The organism is Collinsella aerofaciens, from assembly GCF_015546965.1.
GTDB classification, from domain to species: Bacteria; Actinomycetota; Coriobacteriia; order Coriobacteriales; family Coriobacteriaceae; genus Collinsella; species Collinsella aerofaciens_X.
In genome coordinates, this window is sequence record NZ_JADMUF010000001.1 from 48971 (window position 1) to 75647 (window position 26677).

Here is a 26677-nt window from a genome sequence, read left to right on the forward strand (position 1 = left end):
TAACACCCCTTCCGTTTAACGGCACACGCCGCTTGGCGCAATGGGGACTGCCGCTGAGCACCAATACAAGGAGTGTCCCAAAGCGCCGGCACAGACGATATGAGCAGGACATAAAACATTGGGAGCCCCCGGCATGAAAGTCCGCGGATTAGGCCGACAATGGTGAGTGTCTAATTCAGCCGCGGCGGCCACGCCGCATTCATGGAAGGGGCTCCCATGCTCGATACTACCACCTTCGTCGGCCTCGACGTCCACGCCCGCTCGATAAAGGCAGTCTCCCTCGACGTCATGACCGGGGAGGTGCGCTGCGCGACCTTCGGCTACGACGCCGGGGCAGTCGCGGAGCGGGTGCGGTCCGTGGACCCAAAGGCCAAGTGCGTGTACGAATCCGGGGTCACGGGGTTCGACCTGCAGAAGAGGCTCTCCGGCCTCGGGGTCGACTGCGTGGTCGGCGCCGTCTCGAAGATGATCAAGCCCAGCGCGGACAGGCGCAGGAAGAGCGACCGCAACGACGCCGAGTTCCTCGCCCGCATGCTGTCGGTCGGCAACGTGGTCGAGGTGTGGGTCCCCGACGACGAGTGCGAGGCCGCCCGCGACCTGACCAGGGCGCTCGAGGACGCGAGGGACGACCTCTCGCGCTCGAAGCAGCGGCTCTCCAAGTTCCTGCTCAGGCACGGGCTCGTCTTCGACGAGAGGACGCCCACCGGCCGCAGGAAGGGCAACTGGACCCGGGCGCACTGGTCCTGGATCGAGTCGATTAGGTTCGCGGAGGGGGCCGACAACGACGTGCTCGCCTACTACGTCGACGCGGTCAGGCGGGCGGCGGAGGAGAAGGCGAGGCTCGAGGGGCTCGTCGAGGCCGAGGCCCGCAAGCCCAGGTGGAGGAGGAGGGTCGACTCCCTGCGCTGCCTCAAGGGCGTCGACACCGCGACGGCCGCCGACCTCGTGTTCGAGGCCGGCGAGTTCTCGAGGTTCAGGAACGCCCGGTCGTTCGCCGCATGGGTCGGCCTGACGCCCTCCGAGCACTCCAGCGGGGAGAGCGACCGCAGGGGCACGATCACCAAGGCGGGCAACAAACACCTGAGGAAGGCGCTGGTCGAGGCCGCGTGGCACTACCTGACGTGCTCGGGGCGGCCGAAGGACCTCGCCAAGGGCCAGGCCCCGGACCGGGTCGCCCGCAGGCATGCCGCCAAGGGCGTGCGGAGGCTGGTCGAGAGGCGGGAGGCGCTGCTCGCGCGCGGGGTCCACAACAACAAGGCGAACGTGGCCACGGCGCGCGAGCTCGCCTGCTGGGTGTGGGCGGTCGGCCTCATGGCCGAGGAGGCGTAGGGGGCCGGTCCCCCGCACATAAGCCGATCACCCCGGAAGCGGTTTGATCCGAAGCCGTTGAGGCGAACCTCAGGTCCCTTTTCTGCGAGCGCCCAGGGCGCCACACGCGTGCACAGACTGTCGGTTCGACGAAGAAGCCTCAGCCGTAGCAACGGATTGCCCAGCGAGAGATCGCCACGGGCGGATATTAAACTGCAAAGACGAGCGTCGGGAAGACACGCCGAGGTCGCCGCGGACGGGTTGATATAGGGAGAGGGCCTGACCCCATATCGTTGGGGCCAGGCCCGATTTTGCCTCTTGACAATGTCCTGCTCATATTAAAAGGAACGTCCCAAAGTGCCAACAACGGAAGCGCCGATGTTTTGGCAACGACAGCGAGCGGGCCGCATTTGAGACAAGGTGGCGTGAAACGAAAGGGCGCTGACCTTCTGGTCGCGCCCTTGAAGTTGAACGTCAGATTGTCCAAATGCGGCCCGCGCAGCGTCGGCCGGTCCGCCGTTCGTTAGAACGGCGGAACTAAATCAACTTGAAGCCCTTGCGCTTGCCTACGGAGAGGGTGTCGCCCAGCTTGAGGGCGCTAGGATCGATGTTATAGCTCTTGGGAGCCACGGCCTTGCCGTTGATCTTGACGCCGCCGCCATCGATATCGCGACGGGCCTGGCCGGCGCTGGCAGAAAGACCCAGGTCCTTGAGCAGGCCAGCGAGGTAAATCTGGCCCTCGTCGTTGACGGTCAGCTCAACGTGCTTCTCGGGGAAGTCGGCGAGCTGGCCCTCCTTGAATACGCGGTCGAACTCGGCCTGAGCCTCGTCGCCGGCGCCGGCGCCGTGGTAGGTGTCGCACAGGTCACGGCCCAGAGCGCGCTTGAGCTCATAGGGATCGGCAGAGCCGTCGGCCAGAGCGGCGTCGATCTTGTCGACCTCGGCCGGGGTGAGCGAGCTCGCCAGGCGGTAGTACTTGCCGATCATCTCATCGGGAATGGACATGGTCTTGCCGAACATGTCCTTGGGAGCGTCGGTCAGGCCGATGTAGTTGCCATAGGACTTGGACATCTTGCGCACGCCGTCGGTGCCCTCGAGCAGCGGCATGGTGAGCGCGATCTGCGGCTCCATGCCCATCTTCTCCATGAGCTCACGGCCGGCGAGCAGGTTGAAGAGCTGGTCGGTGCCGCCCATCTCCACGTCGGCCTTGATCTGCACGGAGTCGAAAGCCTGCATCACGGGATACAGGAACTCGTGCAGGGCGATCGGCGTCTGAGACTGGTAGCGCTTGGTAAAGTCATCGCGCTCAAGAATGCGGGCGACGGTGAACTTGGAGCACACCTGCAGCAGACCGGCCAGGTCCATCGAAAGGATCCAGTCACCGTTGTGCACGATGGTGGTCTTCTCGGGATCCAGGATCTTCATGGCCTGGCTCACGTAGGTCTCAGCGTTGGCCTCGATCTGCTCCTGCGAAAGCTGCGGACGGGTGGAATTCTTGCCCGAAGGGTCGCCAATCAACGCGGTACCGTTGCCGATGATGAGGGTGACGTTGTGGCCCAGGTCCTGGAACTGACGCATCTTGCGCAGGGGCACGGCGTGGCCCAGGTGCAGGTCGGGGCTGGTGGGATCGACGCCGAGCTTGATGTTGAGGGGCTCGCCCTTCTCAAGCTTCTTGCGAAGGTCGGCCTCGGGGACGATTTGGGCAGCGCCCGAGGTGATGATACGCATTTGCTCGTCAACAGACAGCATTGGGTATCCTCCTTTTGCTATAGCACCCTCGCCGAAAACGGCGGTGCTGGAAGTCCATAAACTCTCATATGATAACAAACTGACGCGACGCGGCACCTACGACAGGAAAATCCTCGTCCTGCCGCATGCGTCAATGGCAACTGGCAGACGTGTACCGTCACGCTCGACCAGATAGCGTACCTGCCGACGACGCAAGCAGTCGCGGCAACGGACCTGTCCCGTCGCATCGGTGGCACAGACGCCCTCGGCGGTCAGCAGGCAGTGCTCGCACACCATAAGCTCGGGACGGTCGGCGTCGACCGGACCCGAGACGCCGGGTTCAGCAGCCAGTTCGGCAATACGCTCCGCATCATTACCGAGCAACTCGGCCGGCAAGTACACCCGCCCCGCACCGAGTCCGCGCAGCCAGGTAAGCGTGGCCCGATTCGCGCAGAACACCGGCGCCGCCACGTCAAACGTCACGCCCAGCTCGCGAGCGATCACCACCTGTCCCAAGTTGCGGCAGACGACGCGCCCGGCACGCTGCATCAGTGAGCGGGTCCGGTCAGCGTCACCTGTGCGGTACACCTCGTCAAGCACCACAACGGCGTCGGACAAATCGAGTTCTCCGCGCGGGTCGGCATCCATCAGCTGCCAAGCAAAAACCATGCGAGCGGGAACCGCGCACCCCACCAACTCCGTCGACGCACCGCCATCCACCGCAACGTCCTCAAAGGGCAGTACCTCAACGGCACGTGCAACGGGCGCAATCGCATCCGCCTCGGCCCGCATGCGCTCCAACACCGCCGCCGTCTGATCCAACACGCCGGCGCTGCGAATCAGGTACACCTCGCAGCCCGCGTCCACCTTACGCTTGCAATGCACGACGATGCGCTTCCCCGCTGCGGCATCCACCGGGCAGGGCACCTGCGGCCAGCGCTTGGGCACATCGGGACGCGCGTCGACACCCGGATAGAACCGAATCTCGAGCGTGTCGCCCGCCGCCACGGCGGCGTCGAGCTCAACGGTCACCTCTTCGTGGCCCACAGCGACCAAACGCCCCACGCGCACGCCCTGGTTAATTGCGCGCTCAAAGCTCATCAGCTCGGCACCCGAACGCCCTCGCAGGTACGCATCGGTAAACCCACGGTTAAACGACCTCCCCAGCTCGCGTTCAAGCTCTTCCACGGCATCGGGGTCCCACGCGCCGTCGCGCAGCATATCGAGCGCCCGGCGCCACACCCGCACCACGTTGAATACGTAATCGGGGTTCTTCATGCGCCCCTCAATCTTGAGCGACGCCACGCCGGCATCCACAAGCTCGGGCAGATGCGCAATACCCAGATAGTCGCGCGGGCACAGCAGGCGATCTCCCTCGACGGCGACAACACTCTGCCCCGCCTCGTCCACCAGGTCGTACGCCAGACGGCACGGCTGCGTGCAGTCGCCGCGCATCGCCGAGCGCCCACGCCGCAGGGCCGAGAACTCGCACGCCCCCGAATAGCCGATGCAAATCGCACCGTGGCAGAATACCTCGATGGGCACGCCCGTGGCACATAGCGCCGCAATCTCGTCGACCGCCAGCTCGCGTGCCGTCGTCACGCGCTCAACTCCCAACTCCTTGGCAGCCAACTGCACGGCACCCTCGCTATGAGCGCCCGCCTGCGTGGACAGGTGAATCTCGACCCCGGGAATCGCCGCGCGCAGCGCGCAGGCCAACCCGGCATCGGCGACAATCAGAGCATCGGCGCCCAACTCCAGTGCATGAGCTCCCAGCGCCACCGCATCGGACAGCTCATCGTCAAACACGAACACGTTGAGCGTCACGTACACGCGCACGCCATGGGCATGCGCCACGGCGCAGCCGCGCGCAAACTCGTCATCCGTAAAGCCATGCGCGCTCACGCGGGCGTTAAAGCCGCCCAACCCCGCATAGATGGCATCGGCACCCGCGGCGATGGCCGCAAGCATCTGGTCGAGCCCGCCCGCCGGCGCCAGCAGCTCGGGCAGCGCCGCACCGGCAGCATCCAATCCAGTCTCGTATTGTCCGCTCGGCCCCATCGCCCGAATCGCCATCGGCAAACTCCTTACCAAGGTATGCATTCACTCTGAAAAATGCCGTCTTCCAGCATACACGAGGCCTCGCGCGCCCCGTTTGGTTTATCGTGTAATAACTTATGTCCATCCTGCCTCGACGGCACATCCACCGTCCGGCACGACATACCTGGAGGTCAATATATGGGTCCTCGCCAACGACAGGGACGCAGCCGTTCAAAGACGCATGCTCTGCCCATAATCCTGCTCTCATTTTTGGGCTTTTTGCTTATCGCGGGCGTCGCGTTTGGCATCGGCATGGTCGGCAACGTCAACCGCTGGCTGTCCGATCTGCCCGACTACACCGACGCCAACGCGTATCTGGTGAGCGAGCCCACCGAGATCGTCGACTGCAACGGCAACAAGATCGCGAGCTTCTACACGCAAAACCGCAAGTCCATCACCAAGGACGAGGTCTCCCCCTACGTGCTGCAGGGCACCGTTGACGTCGAGGACGAGCGCTTCTACGAGCACGGCGGTATCGACCTGTGGGGTATCGCGCGTGCTGCGGTGGCAACCCTCGGCGGCGGGCACGAAGGCGCCTCGACTATCACCCAGCAGCTGGTGCGCAACACCATCCTGCAGGAGGAGCAGTTCGACTCGACCATCGAGCGTAAGGTGCGCGAGGCCTACATCGCCATCAAGATGGAGGACATGTACTCCAAAGACGAGATCCTCATGATGTACCTCAACACCATCTATTACGGCCACGGCGCCTACGGCATCGAGGCCGCAGCCGAAACCTATCTGTCCAAGAGCGCCGCCGACCTCACCCTGAGCGAGGCCGCACTGTTGATCGGCCTTCCCAACTCACCCTCGCAGTACGACCCCACGGTCAACCCCGACCTGGCGCTGTCCCGTCGCAACAAGGTCCTTGACAACATGTTGCGCCTGGGCCACATCACGCAGGAGGAGCACGATGCCGCACAGGCCGAGCCCATCACCCTCAACGTGACCGAGATTTCGGGCAGCGGCGTCGACGTATACTCGCAGCCCTACTTTGTCGCCTATGTTAAGCAGCTGCTGGAGCAGGAGTTCTCGACCGACGTGCTCTTTAAGGGCGGCCTGACCGTCAAGACCACCATCGACCCCACGATGCAGCAGGTGGCAGAGAATGCCGTCCGCGAGCAGCTCGACACGCTCTCACTCGACGGCCTGGACATGGGCATGGTCGTCGTCGACCCCAAGACCGGCTACATCAAGTGCATGGTGGGCGGCTATGACTACAACGCCGACGAGAACCACGTAAACCATGCCACGGCCAAGCGTCCCGTCGGCTCCACCTTTAAGGCCTTTACGCTGGCAACTGCCATCCAAAACGGCATGAACCCCAACGTCACCCTCAACTGCAACTCGCCGCTCAAGGCCAAGGGCACCACGACCGAGGTCCAAAACTACGCCAACCATAGCTATGGCAACATCACGCTTAAGCAGGCAACGGCATACTCCTCCAATACCGGCTACATCCAGGTGGCGGAAGCCGTCGGCAACAGCAAGATCATCTCGCTCGTCAAAAAGCTCGGCATCGATCCCGCCAAGGACAACATCGAGGACGTTCCCGTCATGACCCTCGGCACCGGCTCGATCTCGCCGCTCGAGATGGCCGCCGCCTACGCGACGTTTGCCAACGGCGGCTACTATCGCCAGCCGATCGCCATCACCGAGATTGACTCTCGTACCGGTTCGGTGCTGTACCAGCACACCGACAATCCCTCACAGGTACTTACCGAGGGCGAGGCCGCCGCGGTCACCGATGTTCTGTCCGGCGTCATGAAGGGCGGCGGTACGGGTGCTGCCGGCGCCCTGAGCGTCAACCAGCCCTATGCCGGCAAGACGGGCACCACCGACAACACCACCAACCTGTGGTTCTGCGGCTATACCCCGCAGCTGGCGTGCGCCCTGTGGACCGGCTATTCCGCGGGCGAGATTCCCATCCAAAAATACGGCACAGACCTGCTGGGCGACAGCACCAACTTGCCTGTCTTTAAGCGGTTTATGAACACCGTTCTGACCGGTACCGAGCGCGAGGAGTTTGCGACCGGAACGGCGCCCACCTACAAGAACAACAGCGTCTGGAAGTTCTACGGCACCAACAACACCAAGAAGACGGAGAACGACGACAAGGACGAGAACGAGGACGAAGAGGAAACCACAACGACGACGACAACGACGACCACGACCACCGAGACCACGGGCGGCGACACCACCGGCGGCACCGGTACGACCGGTGGCTCGACGGGCGGATCCACTGGTGGTTCGACCGGCGGCGATGGCGGCACGCCTACGCCCACTCCCACTCCCGACCCCTCGCCCACGCCTGACGATACGGTCGGCTAGAAATCATCCGGCCATAAGCAACAAGGCCCCCGAGCAGCTTATTAAACTGCTCGGGGGCCTTTTTAGTTTAAAGCGACCTGATGGGCGGTCTTTATACCGGCAGACAAAAAAGGGTACCGACCAACGTCGATACCCTTTACAAGCCACCATGTCAGCGCGCACAGTGCCGAGCGCACGACCCGCACGCCTACTTGCGAGAATTGCTCAGCTTATTGATCAGTGCCTCAAGACGCTCGCCGTCCTCGGCCGTCTGGGCAATAACCAAAATCGTATCGTTGCCGGCAAGCGAGCCAAGCACATCGGGAAGCTCTGCCGCATCAACGGCGGCGGCGATGCCGGAAGCCGTACCAGGCTGAGCCTTGATCATAACCAGATTATCGGTGCGCAGAACGCCCGTTACGAGCTCGGAAACCATACGCTGCAGGTGCAGGTCCTCTGCCAGAACATAGATGCCCTCAGGGAGCTTACGCAGCCCCATATCGGCAATATCGCGAGAGACAGTCGCCTGCGTGCAATCAAAGCCCATAGCGCGGAGCTCATCGACCAGCACGCGCTGCGTGCGGACGTCCTTATTGCGCACAATATCTCTAATGGCATCCTGGCGCCCATTGCGTTTTTTAGCCATACAAACCCTCTCTCCAAAAGATGGCGGAGACAATCAATCAGTGATTGAATAGTTTAACGCTATTTGAAGGCTTTTGTGTATAAGAACGCATTTCGAAACAATTCTATGCAAATTTGTTTCGAAATGAGCCGTTTAGGCGGTTTTTGCGCCCGTCCGGTTAAGAAAAGCTGCCAGATGCGTACACATCACGCAGCGCGCGGGCTTGGCGCTGGCGATCGGCCCAAACAACAGACCGAGTCCCCGATGGTTATCCTTGAGCGCGGCGACCATCTGACGGGTTCGAGACGCCTCGAGCATATCACGCATGCGGGCGGAACGCTCGATTGACGACACTCCATGCGGGCTCAGACACAAATTCTCGATGCAGGCGACCAGTCCGGCAAAGTAGAACTTTTGGCTTGCCAGCTTGAGCCGACCATCGCTATCTGCTTCCGAGAGTGAGTCCGCAAGCTCGTCGAGCGCTCGAGTGTCATCGGATATCCTGGCATACATGGTGGGATCAAAGGCATCTGTAAGCTTAGGTGCCACCGCGTGGAAACAAGCGTCGCCGCAGCCGGACACGAATCGTGCCTGCGAGAGCGCATAAGCCATAAACTCAACCGTACGGTACGCCTTGCCGCGCGACAGGCATGCCTCAAACAGCGGACGGCCATACATCGCGCCAGAGGTCTGAGCGACTAGGCCGCCCAAAATCAACTGGGGCAGCCCAGTCACCATAGAAGACTCGTCTTCTATGGCAATAGAGGCAGCATCCAAGACGCGCGAATGACGCTCGCGATGCGCATCGTATCGATCGAGCGACACCGAGGGGAGCACAATGTCTGCCGCAGTATCGCACGCGATATCGACCATCTTGGAAAGGGCCTGCGGAGCAAACCACTCATCGGCGTTCATGGCGATGATGTGAGAGCCGCGCGAGGCATCAAAACCGGCACGAAGACAAGCGCCGCGCTTCGCGTCCTCGACGTCAATCAAATCAATATGGATGTCCCTGTCGGCAGCAACTTGAAGCGAATGGCGCACACCGGGCGCAGCATCGCGGCAGACAACGACAATCTGCAAATCGTAGAGGTCTTGGTTCTGGATACTCTCGAGCGCACGCATCGCATAGCTGGGCGAACCTTCTACCACAAGGATCACCGAAAGTCGCGGAAGCGAGCCACGTCGAACCAAGTTATCCGTCCTCTCGACAGCAATGAATCAAACCGTGGTTCATGGTACACCCCGGCAATAAAAGCAATGAGACACCGGTTGTATTGCACGCCAAGAACAGATGTTGCACACGCGCAGCCCACAGATGACAGGTGTCGACGCACGACGCGCCGAGCCCTCCCCTAGTCGAGCACGACAAGCTCGGCGGGATCGTAATCCACGCCCATAAACGTAAGGCCACAGGCAGGAGCCGTGGGGCCCGCAGCGGTACGGTCGCAAGCATCGATGACCTCGCGCATCCACTCGGGTTCACGGCGATGCATGCCAATCTCGACAAGCGTGCCCACGATCGTGCGGACCATTGAATGCAGAAACGCATTGCCCTCGATGGTAAACGTCAGGATGTCCTCGCCAAACGCAACCTCATGGCCAAACTCGGCACGCATCACGCAACGATGCGTGGGCTTGCCAACGGCCGAGGCAACCTTGCAAAAGCTTTTAAAGTCCTGCTCGCCCAAAAGCGCAGGGCAGGCGGCCGCCATCGCATCGACGTCGAGGGGATAGCGATGCCACCACACAGCACCGCGTGACAGCACGGGCCGCGCATCGCGATCGGCAATGCGATAGGTGTAAGTGCGAGAGCGCGCAGAAAAGCGCGCAGAAAAGCCCTTACGAGCCTTGTAGACCTCGTTGATGGCGATATCTTTGGGCAGCAGGGCATCCATAGCCCGCAGCCACCTACGGCGCGTACACGCGAGCTCAGCGTCCGTTACAGGCACGCTGATGTACTGAGCCACGGCATGTACGCCGGCATCGGTACGTCCCGCGCACGTCAAATCGATCGGGCGGCGAAGCAGCGTCTCGATGGCTCGACGTAGTTCACCCGCAACCGTCGTCTGTCCCGGCTGCTCGGCAAATCCGCTATACGACGAGCCATCATAGGCCACGCGGAAAACGAGCGTGGCGTCAAGCTCGGAAATCGAATTGAAATCAGACGGCGCAGTCATGGGCGCTCCCAACAAACAAGTAACGGTATCGCGACAAAAAAAGAGGGGTACGCGAACGTACCCCTCGAATATAGCCTATGCAGACGGAATGTCTACTCAGCGGTCTCCTCAGCAGGAGCCTCCTCGACAGCCTCGACCTTCTTGGGAGCAGCGGCCTTCTTGGGGGCCGGAGCAGCCTTCTTGGCCTTAGGCGTGCAAGGCTCGGTGACGAGCTCCATGATAACGATGGGAGCGTTGTCGCCCTTACGGTTGCCGAGCTTCATGATGCGGGTGTAACCGCCGTTGCGGTCCTGCCACATGCCCTGGGCAGCCTTGTCGAAGATCTCGGCAACGAGCTGCTTATCGCCGAGCTTGGCGATAGCCAGACGACGAGAGTGCAGGTCGCCCTTCTTGGCCCAAGTGATGATCGGGTCGACGACCGAACGCAGCACCTTAGCGCGGGTCTCGGTGGTCTTGATGCGGTCGTTCTCGAAGAGGGCCTTAGCAAGGCTCTTCTTCATGGCCTTGGTGTGGCTCGCATCGGTGCCGAGCTTCAGGCCCTTCTTAACGTTGTGACGCATGGTCTAGTTTCTCCTCAAATATGCGAAGCATTAAGCCTTCAGGCTCAGGCCCATGGACTCAAGCTTGTCCTTCACTTCCTCGATCGACTTAACACCGAAGTTACGGATGTTGAGCAGATCGTTCTCCGAGAACTCAACGAGCTGACGGACCGAGTGAATGCTGGCGCGCTTAAGGCAGTTGTAGGAACGGACGGAAAGGTCCAGATCCTCGATCTGCTTGTCCAGCTCGGCGTTGTCGTTGGTGACCTCGGGAGCGAAGATCGAAGCCTCCTCCTCGACCTCGGGGGTCTCGGCAAGGTTCATAAAGGCGGCCATATGCTGGTTGATGATATTGGCAGCCTGGACCACGGCGTCGCGCGGGGCGATGGAGCCGTTGGTCTCGATCTCGAGGACAAGGCGGTCGTAGTCGGTGTGCTGACCGACACGGCAAGCCTCAACGAGCTTGGCGCAACGGGAAACCGGCGAGTACAGCGAGTCGACGTGGATCACACCGATGGGATCGTTGTCGCGCTTGTTGGCCTCGCCAGAAACATAGCCACGGCCATAGCCGATGCGCATGCTCATGGTGAGATGGCCACCCTCGGTGAGCGTAGCGATGTGCTGCTCGGGGTTAACCAGCTCAAACTCGGACGGAATAAAGAAGTCCGCACCGGTGACCTCGCAGGGGCCGTCAACCGAGATGGTGGCGGTCGCCTCGTCGGTCGTGCCGAGAGCCCTGAAGACAAGACCCTTGACATTCAGGACGATGTCGGTGACATCCTCGACCATGTTAGGGATGGTCATGAACTCGTGCTGCGCACCATCGATCTGAATAGCCTCGACGGCGGCACCCTCGAGCGAGGACAGAAGAACGCGACGAAGGGAGTTACCCAGCGTATCGCCGTAACCACGCTCGAGCGGCTCGACGGAGACACGAGCAGACGTCTCGTTGATCTCTTCGACCTGAACCTGAGGCCTAATGAATTCTGACATGTATTACCTCCAGCCTCAGCAGCCCGGATGGACTACTTAGAGTAGAGCTCGACGATGAGCTGCTCGTTGATATCACCGCTGATCTGCTCACGCGTCGGCAGAGCGAGCACGTTACCAGACAGCTTCTCGATATCGACCTCGAGCCAGCCAGGGACCTCAAAGCGCTCGGAGGAAATCAGGGCCTCCTTGATGGGAAGGAGGTCACGGAACTTCTCGCCGACAGCGACGACGTCGCCGGCCTTGACGCGGTAGGACGGGATGTCCACGCGCTTGCCGTTCACGGTGAAGTGACCGTGACGGACGGACTGACGAGCCTCTTTGCGGGTGCGGGCGAAGCCAAGACGGAAGACGACGTTGTCGAGGCGAGACTCAAGGATAATCATGAGGTTCTCACCGGTGACGCCGTTCATCTTGCGGGCCTTGTTGAAGTAGCCGTGGAACTGCTTCTCCAGAACGCCATAGATGAACTTGACCTTCTGCTTCTCGCGCAGCTGCATGCCGTACTCAGATTCCTTGCGACGGCGCTTGGGCTGACGGATAGATTCCTTCTTGCTGCTGTAACCGAGCTCAGCGGGATCGATCCCGAGCTGACGGCAGCGCTTAAGAACAGGAGTCCTGTCGATTGCCATATTGATACGATCCTTTCAGTTACACGCGGCGACGCTTCTTGGGGCGGCAGCCGTTGTGCGGAATGGGGGTCTTGTCCTGGATGCTCGAGACCTCGAGGCCAGCAGCCTGGAGGGAGCGGATGGCGGTCTCACGACCGGAGCCGGGACCCTTGACGAAGACGGAAACCTTCTTCATACCGTGCTCCATGGCCTGCTTGGCAGCAGCCTCGGCAGCCATCTGGGCAGCGAACGGCGTGGACTTACGGGAGCCCTTGAAGCCCACCTGGCCAGCCGACTTCCAGGAAATGACGTTGCCCTGGGGATCGGTAATCGAAACGATCGTGTTGTTGAACGTAGAACGAATGTGAGCCTGGCCCACGGAAATGTTCTTACGGTCCGCGCGCTTCAGACGGGCAGCGCGAACGTTCTTCTTAGCAGTAGCCATCTATCTAGCGCTCCTTATTTCTTCTTCTTAGCACCGATCTGACGCTTCGGGCCCTTGCGGGTACGAGCGTTAGTGTGGGTGCGCTGGCCGCGGACCGGGAGGCCCTTGCGGTGACGAAGGCCGCGGTTGCAGCCGATGTCCATAAGGCGCTTGACGTTCTGGTTGCGCTCACGGCGGAGGTCGCCCTCAACCATGATCTGGTTCTTATCGATATAATCGCGGATGGCGTTAACCTCATCCTCGGTGAGGTCCTTAACGCGCGTATCCACGTTAACGTTGCACTCGACGCAGATCTTCGTCGCAGTGGTGCGGCCGATGCCGTAAATGTAGGTCAGACCGATCTCAACGCGCTTCTCACGCGGGAGGTCGACACCATTAATACGGGCCAACGTAGTCTCCTCTCTTAACCCTGACGCTGCTTATGACGGGGGTTCTCGCAAATGACGAGGACCTTGCCATGGCGCCTAATGATTTTGCACTTATCGCACATCTTCTTGACCGAAGGACGTACCTTCATCGTTCTTCCTTTCGGTAGCGCTCAAACTACTTCCCTACTATCTACTCGCCCAGCCGCAGGCGTTTAAAACTATGGCTGGTCTTCACACACAATCCGACCGTAGGTTGAGCTAAGCCTGCAGCCGGAAATGGAGTGCGTGTATGCGTGCCGCTATTTATAGCGATAGGTGATGCGGCCGCGGGTCAGGTCGTACGGGGAAAGCTCCACGACAACCCTGTCACCGGGGAGAATGCGGATGTAATTCATTCGGATCTTGCCAGAAATGTTGCACAGAACCGAATGACCGTTCTCGAGCTCAACCTTAAACATGGCGTTGGGCAGCGGCTCTTTTACCGTACCCTCGAGCTCAATTGCGTCTTCCTTCTTCACAAGCAATCATCTTTCTCTAGAAAACGACAGCGATTGAGTATTCTACAACACGTATGCACGCATCGTAATAACTTCGTAATGGCTCCACAACTAAGTGGAACTTGTTACATTTCTCCGCCTTGGAGCGAACACCAAGCACCTTGCGCATCCGTGGTGAGAATCACCGGACCGTCATTGGTGATGGCGACGGTGTTCTCGTAGTGCGCGGCGGGCAGGTGGTCGTTGGTCGTGACGATCCAACCGTCGGAACCCGTGCTCACATGGTTGGAACCCATCGTAACCATCGGCTCAATGGCAATGACCATGCCGGCCTGGAGGCGAACGCCCCTCCCCTTCTTTCCATAGTTAGGAACGTTGGGGTCCTCGTGCATCACGCGGCCAATGCCATGGCCCACATAATCACGAAGCACGCCGTAACCGTGAGACTCGGCGAGGGACTGAACGGCATAACCGACGTCCCCGATATGGTTACCGGGAACAGCCTGCTCGATGGCAGCCTTAAGGCAATCGCGCGTGACCTCGCACAAAGCCTTGGCTTCGGGCGTGGGGGTGCCGACGAAAAACGTCCAAGCGTTATCGCCGACCCAACCGTCGACAACGGCCCCCGTATCAATGGAGATGATATCGCCATCGCGCAGGATCATGTCGGGGTTGGGAATACCGTGAACCACGGCATCGTTGATCGATGCGCAGATGGTTCCCGGGAACCCGCCGTAGCCCTTAAAGGCCGGGGTGCCGCCATGCATGCGGATAATCTGCTCCGCGAGCTGATCGAGCTCAAAAGTCGAAACGCCGGGGCGCACCATGGCTCCAACGTGGCGGAGCGCCATCTTAGATAGCGCTCCTGCCTTCTTCATCTGCTCGATTTGCGTTGCAGACTTAATCTTGATCATAGACCGAGAGCCTCTTTGACATCCCCGTACACGGTCTCACGAGCCTGGTCACCGTTGACCGACTTAAGCAGACCCTGGCCACGATAGTAGTCGACGAGCGGGCTCGTGGACTTCTCGTAGACGTCGAGACGGTTCTTGATGGTCTCGGGCTTGTCGTCATCGCGCTGATACATCTCGCCTGCGCACTTGGGGCAGGTAGCATCGGCAGCGGTGCCGGTGTAACCGCAGGCGCGGCAGGTGCGACGCGAAGACAGACGATCGATGATGACCTCGGGGGCCACGTCGACCAGAAGGGCGCAGTCGATCTCGCGACCCATGGCGGAGAGCTCGGAATCGAGCGTCACAGCCTGGGCGGTGTTGCGCGGGAAACCGTCGAGGATGAAGCCCTGCTGGGCGTCATCGGCGGCAAGGCGCTCCTTGACAAGGTCGATCACGAGCTGGTCGGGAACGAGCTCGCCAGCGTCCATGTACTTCTTAGCCTGAATACCAAGCTCGGTGCCACCCTTGACGGCAGCACGCAGCAGGTCGCCCGTGGAAATGTGGGCGACGCCAAACTCGGCGACGAGCTCCTGTGCGACGGTGCCCTTACCGGCACCCGGAGCTCCGAGCAATACGAGGTTCATGAGCAATCCTCCTCTAGCCTATTTAAAGAATCCATCGTAATCATACATCTTGATCTGGCCTTCGAGCTTATCGACCGTGTCGAGCACGACGCCGACCATGATGAGGATGGACGTGCCGCCAAATGCCTGGATCAGATGGTTACCCGTGAAGGAGAAGATGATCGAAGGCACGATGGCGATGAGCGCCAAAAAGACAGCGCTGGGAAGCGTGATCTTGTTGAGCGCGTTCTTGATGTAGGCCGCGGTAGCCCTACCCGGACGCACGCCCGGAATAAAGCCGCCCTGCTTCTTAAGGTTGTCGGCCGTGTCATCGGGGTTGAACACCATGGAGGTGTAGAAGTAAGCGAAGAACACGATGAGGACAACATTAAGCACCCAGTTGAGCCAACCGGTCGAAAGAGCGGAGGCAACTGCCTGAATCCAGCCGATGCCGGGGAAGAACACGGCAATCTGAGCCGGGAAGTACAGCAGCGCCGAAGCGAAGATGATCGGCACGACACCCGCGGTGTTGACCTTGATAGGCAGGTAGGTGGTCTGGCCACCCATCATGCGACGGCCTACGACGCGCTTAGCGTAGGAGACCGGGATGCGGCGCTGGCCGCGCTCAAGGAAAACAATCAGCGGGATAACCAGCAGGATGATGGCGCAGATGATCACCATGGTGATGATGCCACCGGCATTGCCCTCGGTGCTGGAGAAGATAGCCTGCGGCAGACCGGCCATGATGTTCGCAAAGATGATCAGCGACATGCCATTGCCGATACCGCGCTGGGTGATGAGCTCACCAATCCACATGATCAGCATAGCGCCCGCGGTGAGCGTGCCGACGATCATGAGGTCGAAGATGATCTCGGGAGCACCGGCGCCATTAAAGCTGATGCCGAAGCTCTTAAAGAGGAAGAGGTAACCCACGGAGTTGAGGATTGCCAGAGCCAGGGTGAGGTAACGCGAATACTGCGTAATCTTGGTCTGACCGACCTCGCCCTCGCGGGCAAGCTCATGCAGGGAAGGCACGACGGCCTGGAGCATCTGGAGGATGATCGAGCTGGTGATGTAAGGCATGATGCCCAGCGAAAACACCGACACATAGCTCAACGCGCCGCCAGAGAAAAGATTCAGGAGGGCCATAGCACCTGCGGCGACCGAATTGTTATCGGTCGAGAAAAGGCCCAGCATCCCCTGGAAGGGAATGCCGGGCACAGGAACGTGCGCACCAATGCGGTACACGACGAGCATAGCTATGGTAAAAAGAATCTTTTCGCGCAATTCTTTGATGCGGAAAGCATTCTTAAGACCATTTAGCACGGCAGCTCGACCTTTCCGCCGGCGGCCTCGATCTTGGCCTGCGCAGAAGCGCTGACCTTGTCGACCTTGACCGTGAACTTCTTGGTGAGCTCACCATTGCCGAGCACCTTGACGGGCTCGAACTCGCTCTTGGTGATGCGAGCGGCCTTAAGAGCGGCACCGTCAATCACAGCGCCGTCCTCGAACTTGCGCTCGAGACGCTCAACGTTAACAGCGGTGTACTCGATACGACGGGGGTTGCGGAAGCCCGGAAGCTTGGGCAGGCGCATAGCCAGCGGAGTCTGGCCACCCTCGAAGCCGGCACCCTTGGTGCCGCCAGAGCGGGAACCCTGGCCCTTCTGACCGCGGCCAGAAGTGGTGCCGTGACCCGAAGAATTGCCACGGCCGACGCGCTTGCGGTTCTTGGTGGAACCGGGCGCGGGAGTAAGATCGTGAAGCTGCATTTGCTACTCCTCTACAATCTCGACAAGGTGCTTGACCTTGAAGATCATGCCGCGGACGGACTCGTTGTCAGCAATCTCGCGAACCTCGCGGATCCTGTGGAGACCGAGGGCACGGACAGTACGGACCTGGTCCTGCTTGCAACCGTTGGTGCTGCGGACCTGCTTGATCTTGATGGTGTCAGCCATGCTTAGTTCTCCTTACCGACGAACATCTCGGAGACCGTCAGGCCACGGCGAGCCGCGACGTCCTCAGGGCTGGAGAGCTCCTTGAGGCCCTCGACGGCAGCCTTGATGATGTTGAGGCCGTTGTCGGTACCGAGGGACTTGGACAGGACGTTCTTGATGCCAGCAAGCTCGAAGAGGGGACGCACAGCGCCGCCGGCGATAACGCCGGTACCCTCGACAGCGGGCTTGATGATGATGCGGCCGGCACCAAAGTGACCGAGAACCTCGTGCGGAATGGTGCCCTGATCGGTCACCGGCACGTGGAACATGTTCTTCTTGGCATCGAGAGACGCCTTGGAGATGGCCATGGGCACCTCAGCGGACTTGCCCATGCCAACGCCGACGTTGCCCTTGCCGTCGCCAACGACGACGAGAGCGACGAGGCTCATGCGACGACCACCCTTGACGGTCTTCGACACGCGGTTGATGTAAACGACGCGCTCCTCGAACTCGGAGGCCTCGCGCTGCTGCTTCTGATTACGAGCCATGTGCTACATACCTCCTAGAACTCGAGACCGGCGGCACGAGCACCGTCGGCGAGGGCCTTGACGCGGCCATGGTAGATACGGCCACCGCGATCGAAGGCGACCTTGGTGATGCCGGCCTCGATGGCGCGCTTGCCAACGAGCTGACCGACCTTCTCCGCAGCCTCCTTGTTCGAGGTGTGGGTGCCCTTGAACTCGGCCTCGAGGGTCGAGGCAGAGACGAGCGTCAGGCTGGAGCCCTTGCTGTCGTCGATGATCTGGGCATAGATGTTGGCGTTAGTACGGGTCACGCGAAGACGCGGACGCTCGGAGGTACCCGAGACCTTGCCGCGAACACGACGCTGACGACGCTTGAGGCCTTCCAGCTTCGCCTTATGCTTGTTCATACGTAAACTCCTAAAAAGGTTGATCTTGCCAGCACCTGACGGGGTGCTGGTCTTATGCGAGTGAGTCGGTTACGACTACTTGGCGGCCTTACCCAGCTTGCGGCGGATGTGCTCGCCAACGTAGTGGATACCCTTGCCCTTGTAAGGCTCGGGAGGACGATGGCCGCGGATCTCAGCGGCGATCTGACCGACCTGCTGCTTGTTGATACCCTTGACGTTCACGTGGGTGTTGTCGGGAACCTCGAAGGTGATGCCCTCGGGAGCCTCGACGATCACGGGGTGCGAGAAGCCCAGGGAGAACTCGAGGTTCTTGCCCTTCTGCTGCACGCGGTAACCAACGCCGGCGAGCTCGAGCTTCTTCTCGAAGCCCTCGGAAACGCCAACAACCATGTTGTGGATGAGGGCACGGGTGAGGCCGTGGCGGGCACGGGTCTCACGCTCGTCGTCGGGACGGGAAACGGTGAGGACGTTGTCCTCGACGTTGATAGCGAGCTTCTCAAAGACATCGAGCTCGAGCTGGCCCTTGGGGCCCTTGACGACAACGTTGTTGCCGTTGACTGCCACTTCGACTCCGGCGGGAATCTGGACAGGCTTATTACCGATACGAGACACGGTGATCTCCTTTCCTTCTACCTACCGAGCGAATTACCAGACGTAAGCGATGATCTCGCCGCCGACGTTGTGCTTGCGAGCATCGCGGTCGGTCATGACGCCATGGCTGGTGGAAATAATGGCGGTACCAAGGCCACCGCGGACGCGGGGCATGTCGGCAACGCCGGTGTACTTACGCAGGCCCGGCTTGGAAATGCGGCGGATGCCGTTGATGACCTTAGCCTTCTTGGGACCATACTTAAGCGTGATGTGCAGAGTCTTCTGGGGAACGGTGTCCTCGACATCGTAGCCCTCGATGTAGCCCTCCTCGTGCAGAACACGAGCGATCTCGACGAGCTTCTTGCTGCTCGGCATGGAGACCGTGGCCTTGTTCACAGAGTTAGCGTTACGGATGCGCGTAAGCATATCTGCGATCGGGTCTGTAAGGTTCATACAGATTCTCCTTCGTTCTTGATGAACACGTGCTCTTGGTTCTTCGCCGCCCTTAACGGCAAAGCCTTTTTAGCGCGTTTTCCCTGTTCCAAACTGATGCTTGAAACGCTGGTAGTGACTTACCAGCTGGCCTTCTTAACGCCGGGAAGCTCGCCCTTGAGTGCAAGCTCGCGGAAGCAGACACGGCACAGGCCGAACTTGCGGTACACAGAGTGCGGACGGCCGCAGCGCTGGCAGCGCGTGTACTCACGAGTAGAGAACTTCTGCTTGCGATTGCACTTGACGATCATCGATGTCTTAGCCACTTATATCCTCCTCACATAGAGTATTGTTCGCCCCAAGCGCCGCCCCCTTGTGGGAACGGCGCTTATAGGGCAGGTGAACCTATTTCTTGAACGGGAAACCGAAGGCGTCCAGAAGGGCCTTGGCCTCCTCATCGGTGTTGGCGGTGGTCACGAAAGTGATGTCCATACCACGCTGGTGATCGACGGAGTCGAAGTCGATCTCGGGGAAGATGAGCTGCTCGGTGACGCCCATGGAGAAGTTACCACGGCCGTCGAAGCTCTTGGCGGAGATGCCGCGGAAGTCGCGGATACGGGGGATCGCGACGGAGGTCAGACGATCGAAGAACTCCCACATACGGTCGCCACGCAGGGTAACCTTGCAGCCGATCGGCATACCGGCGCGCAGGCGGAAGGTAGCGATGGACTTGCGGGCACGGGTGATCATCGGCTGCTGGCCGGTGATGGCGCGCAGGTCGCGCACGGCACCGTCGATGGCCTTGGAATCGGTAGCGGCCTCGCCGACACCCATGTTCACGACGATCTTCTCAAACTTGGGGATCATCATGACGTTCTCGTACTGGAACTTGTCCTGAAGCTGCTGCTTGACCTCGTTGTTGTACTTGGTCTTCAGGCGCGGCACATACTTCTCTTCTGCCATTGTTCACTCCTTCTTGGGGTTTTAAGCACGGGGCGTGGCCACGATGGGTTGTCCTCGTGCCTCCTGGCTGCATCCGCGCCGCTCATGGCATTTCGCGGTTTGGACTCGACGCAGCAGGAGCCGACAAAACAATCGGTACTATACGCGCATCGGGAGCGTATTTCCAGAAAAACCTCGTCTGCCTGCACAACTCCACAACTCCCCCGCACAAATGGGTCCCAACAAGCAGTTGCGGTGAAATAGGGACTGTTGGCGACATAACAGGCCTAAACAATCCGTATTTCACCGCAACTTATTGATGGGGATGCGACTAGCGCTTGCGGGGGACGAGTTTGGTGCGGCGCAGGTGAATCATCTCGGCGGCGATGGAGATGGCAATCTCCTCGGGGTCCTCGGCCTCGATGGAAACGCCGATCGGCAGGTGCAGCCCGTCGATCTGGTCCTGCGTAAAGCCTTCCTGCTCCAAGCGAGCCCGCACAAAGGCCGTCTTGCGACGCGAGCCCAAGCAGCCCAGATAGGCGGGTTTGGCACGCATGGCCTGAATCACCACGTCGATATCGGACTTGTGACCCGCCGTGGCGACGACCACCAGGTCGCGCGGGCCGATGGGGCACTGCTTGCTCAGGCTCTTGTAGTCGACCAGACGACGGTCGTAGACACCGGGCACCCAATCGGGGGTCAGCGTGCCGGGGCGGTCGTCGCACGCCACGACGGCAAAGCCCGCCGCGGTGAGCACGCGCGCCGTCGCGGCGCCCACGTGTCCGCAGCCAAAGATGTAGGTCAGGCCCTCGGGGCAGAGCGTCTCGATGTGCACTGCGGGAATCTCGGAGGTGGCGTTGGTGTAGGTGACCTTACTCCCCTCCTCCACCAGCGAAAGCCCGGGGCAGCCCGCAATGGTGCGGCGCGATTCCTCGCCATGGTACTCGGCCACATCGCCCTCGAACGCGCTCGAGGTAAACGGCTCAAAGTCGATGACGAAGTCGCCGATGCGCCGATAGACCAAGACGTCGGCAACCGACTGGAGCAGCGGTACCTTGGTCGCGTCCAGGTGCAGATAGCACAGGCAGATGGCTCCGCCGCAGATCATGCCGGTATCGGAGTTCTCGCCGCCCATGGTGTAGCGGACCAGACGCGATTGCCCTGCGGCCAGCAGCTCGCGCGCCTCGTTCAGCGCAAAGAGCTCGATCTTGCCGCCGCCGATGGTGCCCGCTTGGCTGCCGTCGGCAAAGACGGCCATCCAGGCGCCCACGCCGCGCGGCGATGACCCTGCCGTGCCGGCCACGACCACGAGCTCGCACGTCTTACCAGCCTTCAGAGCGCCAAGCGCAGCATTCACCACATCGAGCTTTTCCATTGCAATTTCCTATCCATGGAATACACCGGTGAGCATGGCGAGTGCCTCGAGCACACCGCCGCCGACCGACGTCGCCTTGTCCGAAATGTAGTTGATATAGCTGGCATCGCCGCGCGGATCGACATCGGCGCATTTAAAGCCCTCAGTCACCTGCACGCCATTCGCCAAAAGCCCGCGCAGGCAGCCATCGATCTGCGTGCACATGGGCGTATCGTCCGCGTAGCCAATCACGTCTCCGGCGCTCACGATGTCGCCGATTGCGCGGTCGGATCGAAACACGCCGGCGGCGGGGCTGTGGATAACGCGCTCCCTGCCATAGCCAGCGATGACACCCGGCACGCCCGTGTTGGGCTGCGGCGAGCCTTGGGTAATGACACGGCCCAGGAAATGCCCGCGCATGGTTTCGACCACGGCGTCGCAGTCAACCGGCGCGGTAAAGCCCGGCCCCACGGCGATAACGGCAGGCGCCATGTCGCGCGTGGTGCCCAAGTTACGCTTGGCCAGAATCGCGTCGACCACAGCCGCGGGCTTCAGTTCGTCGAGCATCTTGGCCTGGGGGTCCACCACAACGGCAACATCCCCCGTTTGGATAATCTCGAGCGCCTCAGCCGGCGCCTGCGCCAAGCGGGCGCGAATGCCCTCGACCTCGACCTCGCCCAAGCGAATGGCCTCGCAAAAACTGATTGTGCGACGGATGCACGTGGGGACCGCGATATCGGCCATGACGACCGACACGCCGGCGCGCACCAAGCGAGCGGCGACGCCCGTGGCGATATCGCCGGCGCCGCGAACATAAACGAGCATTCCCGAGGCACCTCCCTGTGCTACGGTTTGAGCAGAGCAAAAGCGGTTCGACCGCTACTCTGATGATTATTTATTATCACAGTATTATACGGCGGTGAACAGATGGAAACGGTTAGCGGCAATCTTGCCTCGGCGCTCAGGATTGAGCCGGGCATTACCGCGATTATCGGCAGCGGCGGCAAGTCGACCTTGCTCAAGACGCTCGGCCTTGAGCTTATGCGCGCTGGCGGCCGCGTGCTCCTCTGCACCACCACGCGCATGTTCCCCGTCGCCGGCGTGCCGTGGGACGGGTCGAGCCGTCGCCTGGACGCCGCGCCCTGGAAGCCGGGTGCCTCACACGCCCCAGGCTGCACCTGCGAGGCCTGCGCGGGGCTTGTGCGGGGAAGCATCTGCCAGGCGGGTGTTTTGGACCCGGAGACGGGCAAGCTCTCCTCCCCTGCCGAGCCGCTCGACCAGCTGGCGCAGCGCTTTGACTACGTCCTGGCCGAGGCGGACGGCAGCAAGCGGCTCCCGCTCAAGGCCCACGCCCCGTGGGAGCCGGTCGTTCCCGCAGGCACGGCCAACGTTATCTGGGTCGTGGGCGCCTCGGGGCTGGGCAAGCCCATCAACGAAGCCGTCCACCGCCCCGAGCTCTTTTGCGAGCGTTGCGGCTGCGAGCTCACCGACATCGCCACGCCCGAGCGCGTCGCCCAGGTGCTCAATTCCGAGATGCAGGCGCTGGGACTCAGCACCGCACGCGTCATGCTCAACCAAGTCGACACGCTTGCCGACTCAACGATGGCAGATCGCTTCCAGGTAGCCCTCAGCCGCCCCATCATCGCCACCAGTCTCAAGTAGACCCGCTGGTCTAGCCCCCAGGGTAGCTAAAAGAGCCCCGTCCCAAATTAGCTACCCCGGCATCCTTCCTGTTAGCGGGGCACGTAGCGGCCGGGCTGGGCTCCAGTGGGCTCGCCGTCGCGCGCTGCCAGCACGCCGTTGACGAAGACGGCCTTGGCGCGGCCATGTGCCTCAAAGCCCTCGAGCGGCGTGTGGTCCACAGCCTGATGCTGCGTCGCAGCGCTAATGGTCCAGCGCGCCTTGGGATCCCACACGCACACATCGGCATCGGAGCCCTCGGCAAGACATCCCTTGCGCGGATACATGCCAAAGACGCGCGCCGGGTTCTCGCTCATCAAGCGGCACAGATCCTCGGGGCCCAGCTGTCCCTCAAAGCTCGTAGCGATCGCGACGGGGCGATGCTCCACACCGGGCCCGCCGTTGGGAATCGCGCGGAAGTCGTCGCGTCCGCGGTCCTTTTGCCCGTGTAGGTTAAAGCTGCAGTGGTCGGTCGCAATCGTATCGATCTCGCCTGCCACAAGCGCCTCGCGCAGTGCCGCACGGTCGCCGGCATGGCGCAGCGGCGGGCTCATCACATACTTGGCACCCGCAAAGCCGTCCTCGCCCTGCTCCAAATAGCACGTATCGTCGAGCATCAGATACTGAGGGCAGGTCTCGACATAGATATTCTTCTGCCCGCGCGCCTTGGCGGCACGGATGGCCTCGAGCCCCAGCTTGGTCGAAAGGTGCACCACGTTGACCGGTGCGTCGCCGGCCAGGTGCGCCAGATACAGCAGGCGGCTCACGGCTTCGGCCTCACACACGTCCGGGCGGCTGAGCGCATGCCCCTCGGGCCCATGAATCCCCTGCTCGTACATGCGCTTCTGCAGCTCATTCACCAGCGTACCGTTCTCGCAATGCACGCACAGTATGCCGCCAATACGCTTGAGCTCCTCCAGCACCTCGAGCGTCTCGGCATCGTCCAAGCGCAGATGGTCGTAGGCGAAGTAGGTCTTAAACGACGACACGCCCGCCTTGCGCATGGCCGAAAGGTCGGCGCAGTTGCGCTCGTTCCACTCGGCGAGTGCCATATGAAAGGCGTAGTTGGCCGTGCAGGTTCCGTCGGCGCGGCGATGCCACTCGGCCAAGGCATCGGGCATGGTCACGCCGCGATCGGCCGTCGCGTAGTCCACGATGGTCGTCGTGCCGCCGCAGGCAGCCGCGCGCGTGCCGGTCTCAAAGCTATCGGCTGTCCAATCCATGCCGGTCCAGCACTGCATGTGCGTGTGGCCGTCGATAAAGCCGGGGAACACCCAACAGTCGGTAGCGTCCTGGACGGTATCGCCCTCGCCCGGCTCGATTGCCGCGGCAATCCGCACAATCTTGTCGCCATCCATGGCAAGATCGGCGCGACAAAGCCCCTGGGGTGTCACAAGCGCGCCGTTTTTGATGATGATCATGTTGCTCCTTATTGGTTAATACAGTTGGCCACGCGATCAAAATACGAGCAGGCCGCGATATGCTCCGTTATGCGTCGCTGTCCCTCTGCGGTATCGACATCCCACAGCTCATAGGCGCGTGCTTCGACCAGCGCAACGTCGACGCGACCTTTGAGAATCGAGCCCCCGCCGTCCTTGCCCTCAAGACACATAAGTGCATCGAACAGTTCCACCGGAAAGAGCACCGGGCTCGAAGGCTCACCGTTGCACGCCAAGCGCACCGGATGTTTGCGGCCACGCTCGTCAAACGCGCGAACCATGGCCTCAAAAGAATCCGAACTCACGAGCGGCTGGTCGCCCGGCAAAAAGAGGCAACCTTTCCAGTTGCGTTCGACTCCCCACGAAAGGCCCGCACGGACGCTTTCGCTGCGCAGCTCGCCATCGTGCAGCACGCACGGGCAATGCTTGTCCTCGCAAATCTGGACGACCTCGGGCCAACGCGTCGAAACCACGACGTCAAAGCCCCAGGGAACCGAATCGATGGTCCGGGCAATCAGCGGCTCGCCATAGATATCGGCAAGCATCTTGTTAGAGCCAAACCGCTTGCCCTCGCCCGAAGCCATAATGACGCATCCAAGTCTCATGGTGATACCTCCCCTGAAACCATCGTACCCATAACTCGCGCTGCGGGCATCCACATCGAAAGTGCTTATCCCGCACGCCCGCGATGCAAAAAAGGGGCACCCCGCCGGTTGGCAGAGCGCCCCCTTTACATGGCTTACCTCAACCCGGCTTTAGGCCTGGAGCCAACGGGCGGTGTTGCGCTCGTCGAGGGCCTTGAGGGTAGCGGCGGGATCGGCAACCTTCTGCAGGAACATCATGGCTGCGATGGCATACGGCTTGTAGCTGGCCTCCTTGTACATGCCCACGCGGTGCATGTCGAAGACGTCGGCGTTAACCTCGCCGTGCTCGCAGGAGACACCGGAGATGTCGGCGGGCAGCGGGTGCATAAAGATGGTGTCCTGGCCGTTGGCAGTCTTCTCCATGAGCTCGGTCGTGGAGCACCAGTCCTGATGGGTAGCGTTCTGGGCGAGCAGCTCCTTCTCGAGCGCTGCGATGCCGGCGTCGTCGCCCTCGGCGTACAGGTTGGTACGCTTCTCCATGGCGGCAAACGGAGCCCAGCTCTTGGGGATCACGATGTCGGCGCCCTCGAAGGCCTCGGCCATGGTGTTGACCTGCTTAAAGGTGGTGCCGGACTCGGCGGCATAGCCCTTGGCGCGCTCGACGACCTCGGGCATGAGGTCGTAGCCCTCGGGGTGGGCCAGGGTGACGTCCATGCCAAAGCGGGGCAGCAGGCTGATCAGCGACTGCGGGCAGGACAGCGGCTTGCCGTAAGAGGGCGAATAGGCCCAGGTGACGGCAACCTTCTTGCCCTTGAGGTTCTCGAGGCCGCCAAACTCGTTGATGAGGTAGAGCATGTCGGCAGAGGACTGCGTGGGGTGGTCGGAATCGGACTGCAGGGAGATGAGCGTGGGACGGTGATCCAGAACGCCGTCCTCGTAGGCCTGCTGGACAGACTCGGAGACCTCGGCCATGTAGGCGTCGCCCTTGCCGATGTACATGTCGTCGCGGATGCCGATGACGTCGGCCATGAAGGAGATCATGGTAGCGGTCTCGCGGACGGTCTCGCCGTGAGCGATCTGGGACTTCTTCTCGTCCAGGTCCTGCAGCTCAAGGCCGAGCAGGTTGGCGGCCTTAGAGAAGGAGAAGCGCGTACGGGTGGAGTTGTCGCGGAACAGGGAGACGGCCAGACCCGAGTCGAAGATCTTGGACGAGACGTTGTTCTCGCGCAGCTCGCGCAGGGCGTCGGCGACGATGTAGAGAGCCTTGAGCTCATCGGTGGTCTTGTCCCAAGTGTGCAGGAAGTCGCTGCCGTACATACCCTTAAAATCGAGGCCGTTCAGCTGCTCGACGAGCTCGGTAAACTTGGCGTCCATGGAAATGTCCTTTCTAAAGATGAAACGATCGCAATGAGTAGATGTGCTCCGGCATGCGCGTGTGGCCAGAACATGCAGAGCACCATGACGAGGACCCGCCACCGTTGAGGAAGCATGGGAGATAACGACCGCGGGCCCCAAGTCAACAGGGGGTGCCGGGGACACGAGCGGCCCCCGGCTCAACAAAATCGAGGAATGG

At 61.3% G+C, this 26677-nt stretch carries 31 protein-coding genes; 3 read left to right on the forward strand and 28 right to left on the reverse strand.

Annotated features, from left to right (window positions below; translation table 11 throughout):
- The first annotated feature begins 216 nt into the window (after positions 1-216).
- Complete coding sequence (locus I1M21_RS00200; protein WP_229025487.1) at positions 217-1329, forward strand: IS110 family RNA-guided transposase; 1113 nt, start codon at positions 217-219, stop codon at positions 1327-1329.
- 516 nt (positions 1330-1845) lie between these two features.
- Here I1M21_RS00200 and tyrS read toward each other — a convergent pair.
- Positions 1846-3057 (reverse strand): tyrosine--tRNA ligase, encoded by a 1212-nt coding sequence (gene tyrS, locus I1M21_RS00205; RefSeq protein ID WP_006235283.1) that lies wholly within the window; start codon positions 3055-3057, stop codon positions 1846-1848.
- Positions 3058-3153: 96 nt separating this feature from the next.
- Entirely contained in the window at positions 3154-5112 is a 1959-nt protein-coding gene (locus I1M21_RS00210; protein WP_195191973.1) for a U32 family peptidase, read from the reverse strand.
- Between the two features lie 162 nt (positions 5113-5274).
- On the opposite strand from I1M21_RS00210, the gene I1M21_RS00215 reads away from it, so the two are divergent.
- Positions 5275-7467 carry a transglycosylase domain-containing protein gene (locus I1M21_RS00215; RefSeq protein WP_195191974.1) on the forward strand — a complete coding sequence of 731 codons (2193 nt, stop codon included), beginning with the start codon at positions 5275-5277 and terminating at the stop codon, positions 7465-7467.
- Between the two features lie 187 nt (positions 7468-7654).
- Here the strand turns inward: I1M21_RS00215 and I1M21_RS00220 are convergent, their stop codons facing one another.
- The 23 genes from I1M21_RS00220 to yqeB form a co-directional block, all read right to left on the reverse strand.
- The gene (locus tag I1M21_RS00220; RefSeq protein WP_006235280.1) at positions 7655-8092 is read right to left on the reverse strand and encodes an arginine repressor; all 438 of its coding nucleotides are present in this window, start codon (positions 8090-8092) and stop codon (positions 7655-7657) included.
- 132 nt (positions 8093-8224) lie between these two features.
- Positions 8225-9223, reverse strand: coding sequence for a glycosyltransferase family 2 protein (locus I1M21_RS00225; protein WP_271763150.1), 999 nt, complete (start codon positions 9221-9223; stop codon positions 8225-8227).
- 203 nt (positions 9224-9426) lie between these two features.
- Positions 9427-10251 carry a tRNA pseudouridine(38-40) synthase TruA gene (gene truA / locus I1M21_RS00230; protein WP_195191976.1) on the reverse strand — a complete coding sequence of 275 codons (825 nt, stop codon included), beginning with the start codon at positions 10249-10251 and terminating at the stop codon, positions 9427-9429.
- Between the two features lie 92 nt (positions 10252-10343).
- Entirely contained in the window at positions 10344-10811 is a 468-nt protein-coding gene (gene rplQ, locus I1M21_RS00235) for a 50S ribosomal protein L17 (protein ID WP_195191977.1), read from the reverse strand.
- 30 nt (positions 10812-10841) lie between these two features.
- Positions 10842-11783, reverse strand: a complete 942-nt coding sequence (locus I1M21_RS00240; RefSeq protein ID WP_006235276.1) for a DNA-directed RNA polymerase subunit alpha — start codon at positions 11781-11783, stop codon at positions 10842-10844.
- Between the two features lie 32 nt (positions 11784-11815).
- Positions 11816-12412, reverse strand: a complete 597-nt coding sequence (rpsD, locus tag I1M21_RS00245; RefSeq protein ID WP_006235275.1) for a 30S ribosomal protein S4 — start codon at positions 12410-12412, stop codon at positions 11816-11818.
- Positions 12413-12431: 19 nt separating this feature from the next.
- Positions 12432-12836, reverse strand: coding sequence for a 30S ribosomal protein S11 (gene rpsK / locus I1M21_RS00250; protein ID WP_006235274.1), 405 nt, complete (start codon positions 12834-12836; stop codon positions 12432-12434).
- A gap of 14 nt (positions 12837-12850) precedes the next feature.
- The gene (rpsM, locus tag I1M21_RS00255) at positions 12851-13225 is read right to left on the reverse strand and encodes a 30S ribosomal protein S13 (RefSeq protein WP_022094275.1); all 375 of its coding nucleotides are present in this window, start codon (positions 13223-13225) and stop codon (positions 12851-12853) included.
- Positions 13226-13239: 14 nt separating this feature from the next.
- On the reverse strand, positions 13240-13353 hold the full coding sequence (rpmJ, locus tag I1M21_RS00260; RefSeq protein WP_006363204.1) for a 50S ribosomal protein L36: 114 nt from the start codon (positions 13351-13353) through the stop codon (positions 13240-13242).
- 150 nt (positions 13354-13503) lie between these two features.
- Complete coding sequence (infA, locus tag I1M21_RS00265) at positions 13504-13722, reverse strand: translation initiation factor IF-1 (protein ID WP_035137443.1); 219 nt, start codon at positions 13720-13722, stop codon at positions 13504-13506.
- 104 nt (positions 13723-13826) lie between these two features.
- Positions 13827-14615, reverse strand: a complete 789-nt coding sequence (map, locus tag I1M21_RS00270; RefSeq protein ID WP_006235270.1) for a type I methionyl aminopeptidase — start codon at positions 14613-14615, stop codon at positions 13827-13829.
- Positions 14612-15238 (reverse strand): adenylate kinase, encoded by a 627-nt coding sequence (locus I1M21_RS00275; protein WP_055252238.1) that lies wholly within the window; start codon positions 15236-15238, stop codon positions 14612-14614. The genes map and I1M21_RS00275 overlap by 4 nt, the downstream gene beginning before the upstream one ends.
- Before the next feature lie 18 nt (positions 15239-15256).
- On the reverse strand, positions 15257-16543 hold the full coding sequence (secY, locus tag I1M21_RS00280) for a preprotein translocase subunit SecY (RefSeq protein ID WP_035137447.1): 1287 nt from the start codon (positions 16541-16543) through the stop codon (positions 15257-15259).
- Positions 16537-16986 carry a 50S ribosomal protein L15 gene (gene rplO, locus I1M21_RS00285; protein WP_006235267.1) on the reverse strand — a complete coding sequence of 150 codons (450 nt, stop codon included), beginning with the start codon at positions 16984-16986 and terminating at the stop codon, positions 16537-16539. The genes secY and rplO overlap by 7 nt, the downstream gene beginning before the upstream one ends.
- A 3-nt stretch (positions 16987-16989) precedes the next feature.
- A complete protein-coding gene (rpmD, locus tag I1M21_RS00290) occupies positions 16990-17172 on the reverse strand; it encodes a 50S ribosomal protein L30 (protein WP_006235266.1) in 183 nt (60 codons plus the stop codon).
- Between the two features lie 2 nt (positions 17173-17174).
- Positions 17175-17699, reverse strand: a complete 525-nt coding sequence (gene rpsE, locus I1M21_RS00295; protein WP_022094279.1) for a 30S ribosomal protein S5 — start codon at positions 17697-17699, stop codon at positions 17175-17177.
- Between the two features lie 14 nt (positions 17700-17713).
- Positions 17714-18082 carry a 50S ribosomal protein L18 gene (gene rplR, locus I1M21_RS00300; protein WP_006235264.1) on the reverse strand — a complete coding sequence of 123 codons (369 nt, stop codon included), beginning with the start codon at positions 18080-18082 and terminating at the stop codon, positions 17714-17716.
- Positions 18083-18157: 75 nt separating this feature from the next.
- Positions 18158-18694, reverse strand: coding sequence for a 50S ribosomal protein L6 (gene rplF / locus I1M21_RS00305; protein WP_006235263.1), 537 nt, complete (start codon positions 18692-18694; stop codon positions 18158-18160).
- A gap of 33 nt (positions 18695-18727) precedes the next feature.
- On the reverse strand, positions 18728-19126 hold the full coding sequence (gene rpsH, locus I1M21_RS00310) for a 30S ribosomal protein S8 (protein ID WP_006235262.1): 399 nt from the start codon (positions 19124-19126) through the stop codon (positions 18728-18730).
- Positions 19127-19245: 119 nt separating this feature from the next.
- Positions 19246-19431 carry a type Z 30S ribosomal protein S14 gene (locus tag I1M21_RS00315; protein WP_022094280.1) on the reverse strand — a complete coding sequence of 62 codons (186 nt, stop codon included), beginning with the start codon at positions 19429-19431 and terminating at the stop codon, positions 19246-19248.
- Between the two features lie 79 nt (positions 19432-19510).
- Complete coding sequence (gene rplE, locus I1M21_RS00320; protein ID WP_006235260.1) at positions 19511-20068, reverse strand: 50S ribosomal protein L5; 558 nt, start codon at positions 20066-20068, stop codon at positions 19511-19513.
- 310 nt (positions 20069-20378) lie between these two features.
- On the reverse strand, positions 20379-21422 hold the full coding sequence (locus I1M21_RS00325; protein ID WP_195191978.1) for an XdhC family protein: 1044 nt from the start codon (positions 21420-21422) through the stop codon (positions 20379-20381).
- 9 nt (positions 21423-21431) lie between these two features.
- Positions 21432-22226, reverse strand: coding sequence for a selenium-dependent molybdenum cofactor biosynthesis protein YqeB (gene yqeB / locus I1M21_RS00330; RefSeq protein WP_195191979.1), 795 nt, complete (start codon positions 22224-22226; stop codon positions 21432-21434).
- Positions 22227-22328: 102 nt separating this feature from the next.
- On the opposite strand from yqeB, the gene yqeC reads away from it, so the two are divergent.
- Complete coding sequence (gene yqeC / locus I1M21_RS00335; protein ID WP_195191980.1) at positions 22329-23063, forward strand: selenium cofactor biosynthesis protein YqeC; 735 nt, start codon at positions 22329-22331, stop codon at positions 23061-23063.
- A 71-nt stretch (positions 23064-23134) separates the two neighbouring features.
- Here yqeC and hydA read toward each other — a convergent pair whose 3' ends face one another.
- The 3 genes from hydA to ygeW all read right to left on the reverse strand — a co-directional run bounded on the left by hydA (position 23135) and on the right by ygeW (position 26478).
- The gene (gene hydA / locus I1M21_RS00340) at positions 23135-24502 is read right to left on the reverse strand and encodes a dihydropyrimidinase (protein WP_195191981.1); all 1368 of its coding nucleotides are present in this window, start codon (positions 24500-24502) and stop codon (positions 23135-23137) included.
- A gap of 8 nt (positions 24503-24510) precedes the next feature.
- Positions 24511-25125, reverse strand: a complete 615-nt coding sequence (locus I1M21_RS00345; protein WP_195191982.1) for a nucleotidyltransferase family protein — start codon at positions 25123-25125, stop codon at positions 24511-24513.
- A gap of 150 nt (positions 25126-25275) precedes the next feature.
- Positions 25276-26478 (reverse strand): knotted carbamoyltransferase YgeW, encoded by a 1203-nt coding sequence (ygeW, locus tag I1M21_RS00350; protein WP_055287465.1) that lies wholly within the window; start codon positions 26476-26478, stop codon positions 25276-25278.
- Positions 26479-26677 lie beyond the last annotated feature (199 nt).

Excerpts from the sequence above, each read along its gene's own strand:
- I1M21_RS00200 (WP_229025487.1), top strand. The coding sequence starts at position 217 with ATGCTCGATACTACCACCTTCGTCGGCCTCGACGTCCACGCCCGCTCG.
- tyrS (WP_006235283.1), bottom strand. The coding sequence starts at position 3,057 with ATGCTGTCTGTTGACGAGCAAATGCGTATCATCACCTCGGGCGCTGCC.
- I1M21_RS00210 (WP_195191973.1), bottom strand. The coding sequence starts at position 5,112 with ATGGCGATTCGGGCGATGGGGCCGAGCGGACAATACGAGACTGGATTG.
- I1M21_RS00215 (WP_195191974.1), top strand. The coding sequence starts at position 5,275 with ATGGGTCCTCGCCAACGACAGGGACGCAGCCGTTCAAAGACGCATGCT.
- I1M21_RS00220 (WP_006235280.1), bottom strand. The coding sequence starts at position 8,092 with ATGGCTAAAAAACGCAATGGGCGCCAGGATGCCATTAGAGATATTGTG.
- truA (WP_195191976.1), bottom strand. The coding sequence starts at position 10,251 with ATGACTGCGCCGTCTGATTTCAATTCGATTTCCGAGCTTGACGCCACG.
- rplQ (WP_195191977.1), bottom strand. The coding sequence starts at position 10,811 with ATGCGTCACAACGTTAAGAAGGGCCTGAAGCTCGGCACCGATGCGAGC.
- I1M21_RS00240 (WP_006235276.1), bottom strand. The coding sequence starts at position 11,783 with ATGTCAGAATTCATTAGGCCTCAGGTTCAGGTCGAAGAGATCAACGAG.
- rpsD (WP_006235275.1), bottom strand. The coding sequence starts at position 12,412 with ATGGCAATCGACAGGACTCCTGTTCTTAAGCGCTGCCGTCAGCTCGGG.
- rpsK (WP_006235274.1), bottom strand. The coding sequence starts at position 12,836 with ATGGCTACTGCTAAGAAGAACGTTCGCGCTGCCCGTCTGAAGCGCGCG.
- rpmJ (WP_006363204.1), bottom strand. The coding sequence starts at position 13,353 with ATGAAGGTACGTCCTTCGGTCAAGAAGATGTGCGATAAGTGCAAAATC.
- map (WP_006235270.1), bottom strand. The coding sequence starts at position 14,615 with ATGATCAAGATTAAGTCTGCAACGCAAATCGAGCAGATGAAGAAGGCA.
- I1M21_RS00275 (WP_055252238.1), bottom strand. The coding sequence starts at position 15,238 with ATGAACCTCGTATTGCTCGGAGCTCCGGGTGCCGGTAAGGGCACCGTC.
- rplO (WP_006235267.1), bottom strand. The coding sequence starts at position 16,986 with ATGCAGCTTCACGATCTTACTCCCGCGCCCGGTTCCACCAAGAACCGC.
- rpmD (WP_006235266.1), bottom strand. The coding sequence starts at position 17,172 with ATGGCTGACACCATCAAGATCAAGCAGGTCCGCAGCACCAACGGTTGC.
- rpsE (WP_022094279.1), bottom strand. The coding sequence starts at position 17,699 with ATGGCTCGTAATCAGAAGCAGCAGCGCGAGGCCTCCGAGTTCGAGGAG.
- rplR (WP_006235264.1), bottom strand. The coding sequence starts at position 18,082 with ATGAACAAGCATAAGGCGAAGCTGGAAGGCCTCAAGCGTCGTCAGCGT.
- rpsH (WP_006235262.1), bottom strand. The coding sequence starts at position 19,126 with ATGAACCTTACAGACCCGATCGCAGATATGCTTACGCGCATCCGTAAC.
- rplE (WP_006235260.1), bottom strand. The coding sequence starts at position 20,068 with ATGGCAGAAGAGAAGTATGTGCCGCGCCTGAAGACCAAGTACAACAAC.
- I1M21_RS00325 (WP_195191978.1), bottom strand. The coding sequence starts at position 21,422 with ATGGAAAAGCTCGATGTGGTGAATGCTGCGCTTGGCGCTCTGAAGGCT.
- yqeB (WP_195191979.1), bottom strand. The coding sequence starts at position 22,226 with ATGCTCGTTTATGTTCGCGGCGCCGGCGATATCGCCACGGGCGTCGCC.
- yqeC (WP_195191980.1), top strand. The coding sequence starts at position 22,329 with ATGGAAACGGTTAGCGGCAATCTTGCCTCGGCGCTCAGGATTGAGCCG.
- hydA (WP_195191981.1), bottom strand. The coding sequence starts at position 24,502 with ATGATCATCATCAAAAACGGCGCGCTTGTGACACCCCAGGGGCTTTGT.
- I1M21_RS00345 (WP_195191982.1), bottom strand. The coding sequence starts at position 25,125 with ATGAGACTTGGATGCGTCATTATGGCTTCGGGCGAGGGCAAGCGGTTT.
- ygeW (WP_055287465.1), bottom strand. The coding sequence starts at position 26,478 with ATGGACGCCAAGTTTACCGAGCTCGTCGAGCAGCTGAACGGCCTCGAT.